8 protein-coding genes are annotated in these 8,248 nt (G+C 40.4%); 4 read left to right on the forward strand and 4 right to left on the reverse strand.

The features are described from left to right. Both ACUVXA_RS12650 and ACUVXA_RS12655 read left to right on the forward strand, forming a co-directional pair. Positions 1-185 (forward strand): hypothetical protein (locus tag ACUVXA_RS12650; protein ID WP_445871632.1); only part of this gene is annotated, 185 nt, incomplete at its 5' end. 232 nt (positions 186-417) lie between these two features. Further along, positions 418-2,520, forward strand: coding sequence for a thioredoxin domain-containing protein (locus ACUVXA_RS12655; RefSeq protein ID WP_445871633.1), 2,103 nt, complete (start codon positions 418-420; stop codon positions 2,518-2,520). Between the two features lie 21 nt (positions 2,521-2,541). On the opposite strand, the gene ACUVXA_RS12660 is transcribed toward ACUVXA_RS12655, so the two are convergent. From ACUVXA_RS12660 to ACUVXA_RS12670, 3 genes are all read right to left on the reverse strand, one after another. Next, positions 2,542-3,393, reverse strand: a complete 852-nt coding sequence (locus tag ACUVXA_RS12660; RefSeq protein ID WP_445871634.1) for an enoyl-CoA hydratase/isomerase family protein — start codon at positions 3,391-3,393, stop codon at positions 2,542-2,544. A 173-nt stretch (positions 3,394-3,566) separates the two neighbouring features. Next, positions 3,567-4,745 carry a Glu/Leu/Phe/Val family dehydrogenase gene (locus ACUVXA_RS12665; RefSeq protein ID WP_445871635.1) on the reverse strand — a complete coding sequence of 393 codons (1,179 nt, stop codon included), beginning with the start codon at positions 4,743-4,745 and terminating at the stop codon, positions 3,567-3,569. 239 nt (positions 4,746-4,984) lie between these two features. Further along, the gene (locus tag ACUVXA_RS12670; RefSeq protein WP_445871636.1) at positions 4,985-5,833 is read right to left on the reverse strand and encodes an enoyl-CoA hydratase/isomerase family protein; all 849 of its coding nucleotides are present in this window, start codon (positions 5,831-5,833) and stop codon (positions 4,985-4,987) included. A 446-nt stretch (positions 5,834-6,279) separates the two neighbouring features. Between ACUVXA_RS12670 and ACUVXA_RS12675 the strand changes: the two genes are divergently transcribed. Both ACUVXA_RS12675 and ACUVXA_RS12680 read left to right on the forward strand, forming a co-directional pair. Then, positions 6,280-6,711, forward strand: coding sequence for a hypothetical protein (locus ACUVXA_RS12675; RefSeq protein ID WP_445871637.1), 432 nt, complete (start codon positions 6,280-6,282; stop codon positions 6,709-6,711). A 74-nt stretch (positions 6,712-6,785) separates the two neighbouring features. Continuing rightward, entirely contained in the window at positions 6,786-6,908 is a 123-nt protein-coding gene (locus tag ACUVXA_RS12680; RefSeq protein WP_445871638.1) for a hypothetical protein, read from the forward strand. A gap of 380 nt (positions 6,909-7,288) precedes the next feature. Here ACUVXA_RS12680 and ACUVXA_RS12685 read toward each other — a convergent pair whose 3' ends face one another. After that, positions 7,289-8,131: a DUF4332 domain-containing protein gene (locus tag ACUVXA_RS12685; protein ID WP_445871639.1), complete on the reverse strand. Its 843-nt coding sequence runs from the start codon at positions 8,129-8,131 to the stop codon at positions 7,289-7,291. Positions 8,132-8,248 lie beyond the last annotated feature (117 nt).

An 8,248-nucleotide genomic window follows, 5' to 3' on the forward strand; every position in this document is an offset into this window, starting at 1 on the left:
TCTGGAAGTGTCCTAGATGGGTAAGTTTCGGACAACGGTTGATGAACCGGGTGGTCGGAGGTTTGCAATGTGGTCCCGGTTCAGTTATGTGCCAGCTTTTTAAACTATTTACGGGCTATGATTGGGACTACGAACTCTTAGACTTTGATAAACCATATTGTATTGCAAGGTGTTACATGATCTAATCATTAATTCAAGATAGACTCAAAGAAAGTTCCACATGAAGAAGAGTAAAAACGATATTTTACTCTAAATTTCTTTTTTTTATTACCTCTGTTTTATTAAGAAATATCTTTAGCAGAGTATAAGGAATTAATTCAATAGTTTATGTGGAGGAGATTATCCACAATATTCTTATTCGTATGATAAAGATTCTGTTTTAAAGCTCATGACTTTTACCGCTAGGAGACTGTGCTTATGGCTGATAAATCAAAGGAGAGAAATCCTAATAAGTTAATTTTAGAAAAAAGTCCATATCTAATGCAGCACGCTTATAATCCTGTTGATTGGTATCCTTGGGGTGAGGAAGCATTTGAGAGGGCGAAGAAGAAGGACAAACCGATTTTTCTGTCTATTGGTTACTCCACCTGCCACTGGTGTCATGTGATGGAGAAAGAGTCTTTTGAAGATCCTGAAGTAGCCAGATTGATGAATGAGAACTTTGTGTCCATAAAGGTGGATAGAGAAGAAAGACCGGACATAGACGATGTTTACATGACGGTTTGTCAGATGATGACCGGGACCGGTGGGTGGCCTCTTACCATAATTATGACACCGGATAAAAAACCATTCTTTGCAGGCACATACATTCCTAAGGAAAGTAGATTTGGTTTGACTGGGATGAAGAGTCTGGTACCAAGGATAAAGGAGTTTTGGGAGAAACGTAGGAAAGAGGTGGAGAATTCAGCTGACCAGATAATCAAGTCCATTAGAGATGCTTCACGGGAAATGCCGGGTGAGGAACTGGGTGAAGAAATTCTCCACAGATGCTATGAAAATCTTTACGATGTTTTTGACGAGCAAAATGGAGGCTTCGGACATGGTCGCAAGTTTCCCACACCACACAACCTGACTTTTCTGCTCCGTTACTGGAAGCGCACCGGTGACGGTTGGGCTCTAAGAATGGTGGAAAAAACTCTTCAGGCTATGCGGCTGGGCGGCATATATGATCACGTAGGTTTTGGCTTTCACCGATACTCCGTGGATAACCAGTGGCTAGTTCCACACTTTGAAAAAATGTTATACGATCAAGCCATGCTGGTGACTGCTTATACGGATGCTTATCAAGCAACGGGAAAAGAGGAGTACGCTCAAACAGTCCAAGAAATACTGACCTATGTTTTGCGGGACATGACTGCTCCTGAGGGAGGGTTTTACTCTGCTGAAGATGCAGACAGTGAGGGTGAGGAAGGAAAGTTTTACCTCTGGACAGAGGAAGAAATCAGGCAAATACTCTCAGGGGAGGAAGCGGAAACCGTAATTAAAATCTACAACATTTACAAAGAGGGTAATTTTGAGGATGAGGCATCAAGAAAAAAGACTGGAAAAAACATATTCCACTTGAAAAAACCTCTTCCAGAAATAATCTCCGACCTTCAAATGCCATTAGAAGAAACCTCGGAACTTTTAGAAAAAGCGAGGCAGAAACTTTTTCTAGAAAGAGAGAAAAGAGTGCATCCCCAAAAAGATGATAAAATTTTAACCGACTGGAACGGTTTGATGATTGCGGCACTAGCTAAAGCAGCTCAAGTCTTTCAAAATCCGCAATACTTAAATGCAGCCGAGAAAGCTATGGACTTTATACTCCAGGAAATGCGTAACTCAGAGGGACGGCTTTGTCATCGATACCGAGAGGGCGATACCGCTATACTCGGTTTCTTGGATGATTACGCTTTCCTCATTTATGGTCTTATTGAACTTTATGAAACCAACTTTGAAGTAAAATACTTGCGGGAAGCTATTACTCTAACTGGAGAAATGATTAAACATTTTTGGGATGATGAGAATGGAGGCTTTTATTTCACTGCGGATGATGCAGAAAATATTCTTATCCGAAAGAAAGAAATATACGATGGGGCTTACCCCTCAGGAAACTCTATAGCAATGCTGGATCTGCTTTCCCTCGGTCGCCTGACATCAAACCCAGAATATGAAGAGAAATCCGCACAAATAATGCGCACTTTCTCTAGAACTGTTTCAAGAACCCCCATGGGATACACCCAGCTAATGGTAGGATTGGATTTCGCACTTGGACCTTCATTCGAGGTGGTCATTGCGGGTAACACTAAGACAGATGATACAAAAACCATGTTGAGAGCCCTTAGAGAGAAATTTATTCCTAATAAGGTGGTGCTCTTTGTTCCCAGCGATGTAAAATCTCCTGAGATCACCGGTATTGCCGAGTTCACTAAAAATCAGAAGAGTATCGAAGGCAAAGCTACAGCCTATGTGTGCCAGAATTATGCCTGCAAATCCCCAACTACGGACATTGGAAAAATGCTCGAATTCCTAAACGTATAAAAAGAGTGAAAATGGGTGCCTCTAGCGCTTTCCGTACTTGGGACTTCTTTTTTCCATAAAAGCCATTAGGGCTTCAAAAATATCTTTGGTACCCATACACACTGCTTGGTTTCGATTCTCAAGATATATGGCCGCTTCAATGCTTGGAGCATCAATATTCATGTTTATTGCTTCCTTGGTTAGGCGTAGTCCAAGAGGAGTCTTTTTGAGCATTTCCCGGGCTAGTTCCAAAGCGGCTTCCATTAACTTGTCGTCGGGAACCACTCTGGAGACGAATCCTATTCTTTCCGCTTCCTGGGCGTCTACGAATCTTCCGGTGTATAGTATTTCTGCAGCTCGGGATAATCCGATTAGTCGGGGTAGAAAGTAGCTGCTGCCTACGTCGGTTCCGGACATGCCGATGTTGATGAAGGCGTTGTTGAATCTTGCGCTTTCACCCGCTATTCTGATGTCTGAGGCCATGGCTATGGCGAAGCCTCCTCCGGTTGCGGGTCCTTTCACTGCTGCGATTACCGGCTGGTTGATTCTTCTTAGTTGAATCATGACATCGGCGATTCTTCTCTGACCATACATCTTCCTTTTCGCATCGTCATCCACTTTCAAGTATTTGAGCTTGGAATATTTATCCGGAAGCTTGTCCACGGATTCGAATAGAGAAGTCTCCTTAAGATCGGTTCCGGAACAGAATCCTCGGCCTTCCCCAGTAATTATCAATACGCGGCAATCCATATTCCACTCTAACTCATTCAGTATATCGTGAAGTTCTTCAATCATTTCAAAATTAAGCGCATTAAGTCTTTCCGGCCGATTCAAAGTTAATATACCAATGCCTTCCTCCAATTCTTGGTACTTTATAGTTTTGTAATCCTTCATTTAACAACCTCCAATAAGAGAAATCTGTTTACCCTCAATTCAATTTAGTATTTAAAAATTATTAGGAAATTTCTAGAAAAAACTTATTCTAAATAAAAGCCTTAATAAGAATTTTAGAAAAAATAGAAGAAAAAATTTTTAATTCTTTTACACCAAAAATGGAAAAGAGGCCTTTAAGTTTCGAATTTTTCTCTCACAATCCTTTCCAACTCTTGAGCTTGCAACTGTTGCCTCTTTTTCATAGCTTTTTTCACTTTTCCGATTGCCATTTCTTTAGCCACTTCGGTGGGGACTCTTTTCTCTTTAAGAGCCTTAGACAACACTTTCTTAATTGAAGATGTTATTTTTTCCTCCACCAGTTTGAAGGCTTGATCCTCGCTAGCGCTCATACGGTCTAACGTGGCTGCGATGACGCCTCCCGAGTTTGAGATGAAGTCTGGAAGAACCACTATTCCCTTTCCTAACAAGATTTTTTCGGCCTCGTCTGTAACCGGAACATTTGCGCCGGAACTAATTAGTTTGGCCTTAATTTTACCCGCATTTTTCTTATTTATCACGTAGGGTCTTGCACCCGGCACCAGTATGTCTACAGGCAGAGTGAATAGCTCCTCTTTTTTAATTGGTTTGGCGTCCTTATATTCCAGAACCACTTTGTCCCCGTATTTTTTTCGCATTGTCAACATCTTTTCTACGTCTATACCGTTGGGATTATAGATTGCCCCCTCAATTGATGATAGCGCTACCACCTTGGCTCCTCCACGAACCATGTATCGAGCCACACCCCCACCAACCTTACCAAATCCCTCAATAGCTACAGTCGCATCCTTCATGGGAAGTTTGAGAAATTTACTGGCAGCTTCGGCAGCCACAACCACCCCGTATCCGGTTAGATGATCCTCTAAGGGCATGCCCTCCTTTTCCTTGAGAGTCATACCGCTGGGAGCCATCTCAGTCATTCCAGCGTACTTGTATATCTTGCCTATATCCTCATCTGAGGTGCCCATGTCAGCGCCTGGAATATACATGAGTTGCTTCAAGAACGGAGCGAATTGGCGGGCGTAGGCTGCAAGAATTTTATCCCTATTAGGTGATGTGGGGTCAGCAAATATTCCGGATTTGGCGCCTCCAACCGGCATATCCAGAGCCGCAAACTTGTAGGTCATCGCTCTTGCCAAGTGAAAAATCTCCTCAGTGGTTATATCAGGAAGCATTCGAATGCCACCACCAGCTACACCGAAAGCCGCGGTGTCAATCACTATTACTCCTCTCATGCCAGATGCTGGATCATACATATGAAGAACATATTCCGGACCTATATCGTCTTTTAATCTATCAATAACATCAATTGACAAGTACATACCTCCACAGACAAAACTTCAAGAATTCAGATAAAGAAGCTAATAGCTTATTTGAACCATTGAAACAACACGTTAATTTCATTCTTCGAATATAAAATTGTTTCGAAAAGCTAAGCAACTGATTGAACATAAATGCTATAACATCTGTTCAGTAGCAAGGACTTTTAATGGAAACTAAATTAATGTGACTTGATTTAAAAAAATGTATTGTTAAAAAATTTTTAGTTTTATAATTATCTTCTGGGGTATTTTGGATCACGTTTCTCGAAGAATGCTGTTATACCTTCCCTTGGATCTGTAGTGTTCATGCAAAGAGCTTGGGTTCTGTTTTCAATAGCGAGGGCTGACTCCAGATTTGGTGCGTTAATGTTTACATTTATTGAGGATTTGGTCAATCTTAGACCTAGGGGGCTTTTTGCTACTAGAACTTTTGCTAGGGCTATTGCTTCATCCATGAGTTTCTCGTCGGGAACTACGCGTGAAACGAGACCGATTCTCTCTGCTTCCTGGGCGTCTACGAATCTTGCGGTGTAGATGATTTCTGCTGCCCGAGATAAACCTATTAATCGGGGTAAGAAATAGCTATTTCCAATATCTACTCCCGAAAGACCAAGCAGAAATACCGAATTTCTAAACCTTGCACTTTCTCCAGCGATTCGAATATCAGCTGCTAGGGAAATAGCAAAAGCCATACCCACCGCTGGTCCTTTTATGGCGGCAATTATGGGTTGGGGAATTTCACGCAGTCGCAAAACTAGTTGAGAGGCACGCTTCTGACCGTAGTATTGTCTCTTACTTATTTCGGGAATATCCATATACTTTATGTCACGATATTCTTCGGGCACCTCTGGCATGTTAATTCTTGTAGACTCGTTTAGATCGGTGCCGGCACTAAAGGCGCGTCCTTCGCCGGTGAGAATTAGCACCCGCACATCCAAGTCCCACTCTAATTTGTTAAATAGGTCGTGTAGCTCCTCAATCATCTGAATAGTGAATGCATTCAGTTTCTCTGGACGGTTCAAACTGACAATTGAGATTCCTTCCTCTAGTTCCTGATATTTTATTGCTTTATAATTCTTCATACAGCTAACCTCCTTTTAGAATCTTCGAATTAAACTAATAATTTTCATCATTTCTTCATTATAAAGATAGGGTCAAAAAATGAGTGAATTTTTAAATAAGCTGATGAAATATTTACTATTTTAAAAAAACTTTTTATTAGAGAAAGTAAAAATCCAGTACGCTTATTATTTCAGTTTTCTAAAAAAAGAGGGGGATTAAATCATTTTTTGCAGAGTGATTTTACTAAGGAGTAAATGTTTTAGTACTGAACTACTTTTGGTAATTTCTTGGCCTGCTCAATCCAATCTTTGACATCCTTTAGGAGAGGCGTTTTTCTCACTACTTGTATGCTTCTTATCCTTATGAGCGCCCTTTTGTTTGGAGGAATTGAAAATTTCAATATCCTTAATAATATTTGTTTCTTTATTCTACTTAGCCAACAACGCATAAAAAAAGTGAGTAAAAGATGATAAAGTCGAATAGATTAATGGACACGCCGTTTGCATTGTTCTGCAATCTATGTGGCAAATATATTGACCCAGCTGATTCTTTTATTCGATGTAGAAGAACTGCTAATGCCTACTGCTCAAGAAGATGTTTCTATTATGATTTCCTCCAAAAAGAGAAGAAGACTAATCCCAGTTTTGCCCAGCTCGACAATCTTTTGGAAAAGCACTGCTCGAAGATTGAACAGAAGATGAACTTGTGGGAAGCCATAAACGAAATCACAAGTTTCATATTACTGGTTTATGGGGTTTACTGGTTCCTTCCTGAAATGTATAGTTCCAACAAGTGGAAGATTTACCAGATGTTTAAGAAGTTTAACGTTACACCTATAGATTTGGATAGGCTGACACGCGATCTTTACTCAATAAAATACACGGGGATCTGTGGCTAAAATTAATGAACCATAACGATTCCTCAGAAGTTGGGATACGATTTTCTTTTTGAACTACTCAGGAGGTTTTGCTGATGATAGAGGTTTTTATGGATTGTCTTAGCTACGAGGAATATGAAAATTTCCTACTTGAAGTTAAATTGTTTGAAAAGATTTTCTTAAATACAGAATTTGAAAAAAATCCAGAAACCCATTGAAAAAGTATTTATTTAGGACTTACGCAGTTGGGTGGATATTTGTGTGGGGTTGGTGATGGGATTGCTCGAGTTCGCCTTCTTTTTCTATTTCAGCCTTTTTTATCTCTTTCTTTGAGAGATGGGTATTAAAAATTCAGGATTTCACCAATCCAAGGCAAAAGAGGAGAGTTTGACACCGCCACAGGCCCAGTTAACCTACAAAACAACCCTCAACTGCGTAACTCCTATTATTTTTAACAAACTAATTTCCTTCTAATGTTTCAGGGTGATTGTGGGAATTATACAAAAACTGTAATTCCCCCTAAATACTATCAGCTATATTTTTAAAACAAAAAAAGAGAAGGATAATATTATATAAAAAATCCCAAACTCGGAACAGATTAATATTCAACCATTTTAGGTATACTCTTAGCATAACTAATCCAGTCACCAACTTCCTTCAGTGTTGGCAACCTTTTCACAAGCTTCCTTTTCTTGTTTACTTCATCTAACTTCGCATGCAGGCTCTCGGCTTTTTGTTTTGCGAGATCCGGAACATCTTTGATACCAGCTTCGTCTAGAAGATCGGAATACTGTTCTGAGATTCCTTTTACTCGTATTAGGTCTGCACCCCTGACCCAGTCTAAGATGAGCTCATCAGATATATTCGTTTTATTGGCGAGTTCTGCTCTTCCACTCGGTGCTTTTCCCGCCTTAAGTAAGTCCCCGGTGGTTTTAATACCTGCTGCAGCGAGTTTCTTAGCGTATACTTTGCCAATGCCTTCGACCTGTAGTATAGGTATGCTTTTCATTCTGATTGGAGCCACTTTTCCTTTCTTTACTGGAACCGCTGCTGGTTTTGCTGGCTTAGCAGCCGGGGCTGGCCTCAGACCAATCCAGGCTAAAATTCCACCAATTATGGCAAGCACTCCACCTATTACAGCAATATACGGGAGAACAATGGCCAGTGCTTCAATGATACCCAAGACGATGATTAAGATAAGAATGGTTTTGATTTTGGTAAGAAGCTTCCGAGCCGCAAGCGCTAAAGTGAGAAAAACTATGATGATTGAAGCAATTAAGCTCAGGTACCCAAGCCAAACTAAGAGAGGGTTTGAAGAAAATATGCTATAAAATGAAGCTAAAGGATCCCGAATCAGCATCATCCAAACGAAGGACATTATCCCTAGAATACCGCCAATAAGAGCTAAGAGAATACCATATTTCAAGTACTTCAGGTTCACTTCCACCATCCTCCAAATTTATTTATATAAAGAATTTCTTTAAATACGAATTTAAATCTTCTCTGTAGAAATCATAGACATTTGTCACCCCCCCTCTTTAAATTTCTTTTCCGAGTT

Source organism: Candidatus Jordarchaeum sp. (assembly GCF_052745115.1).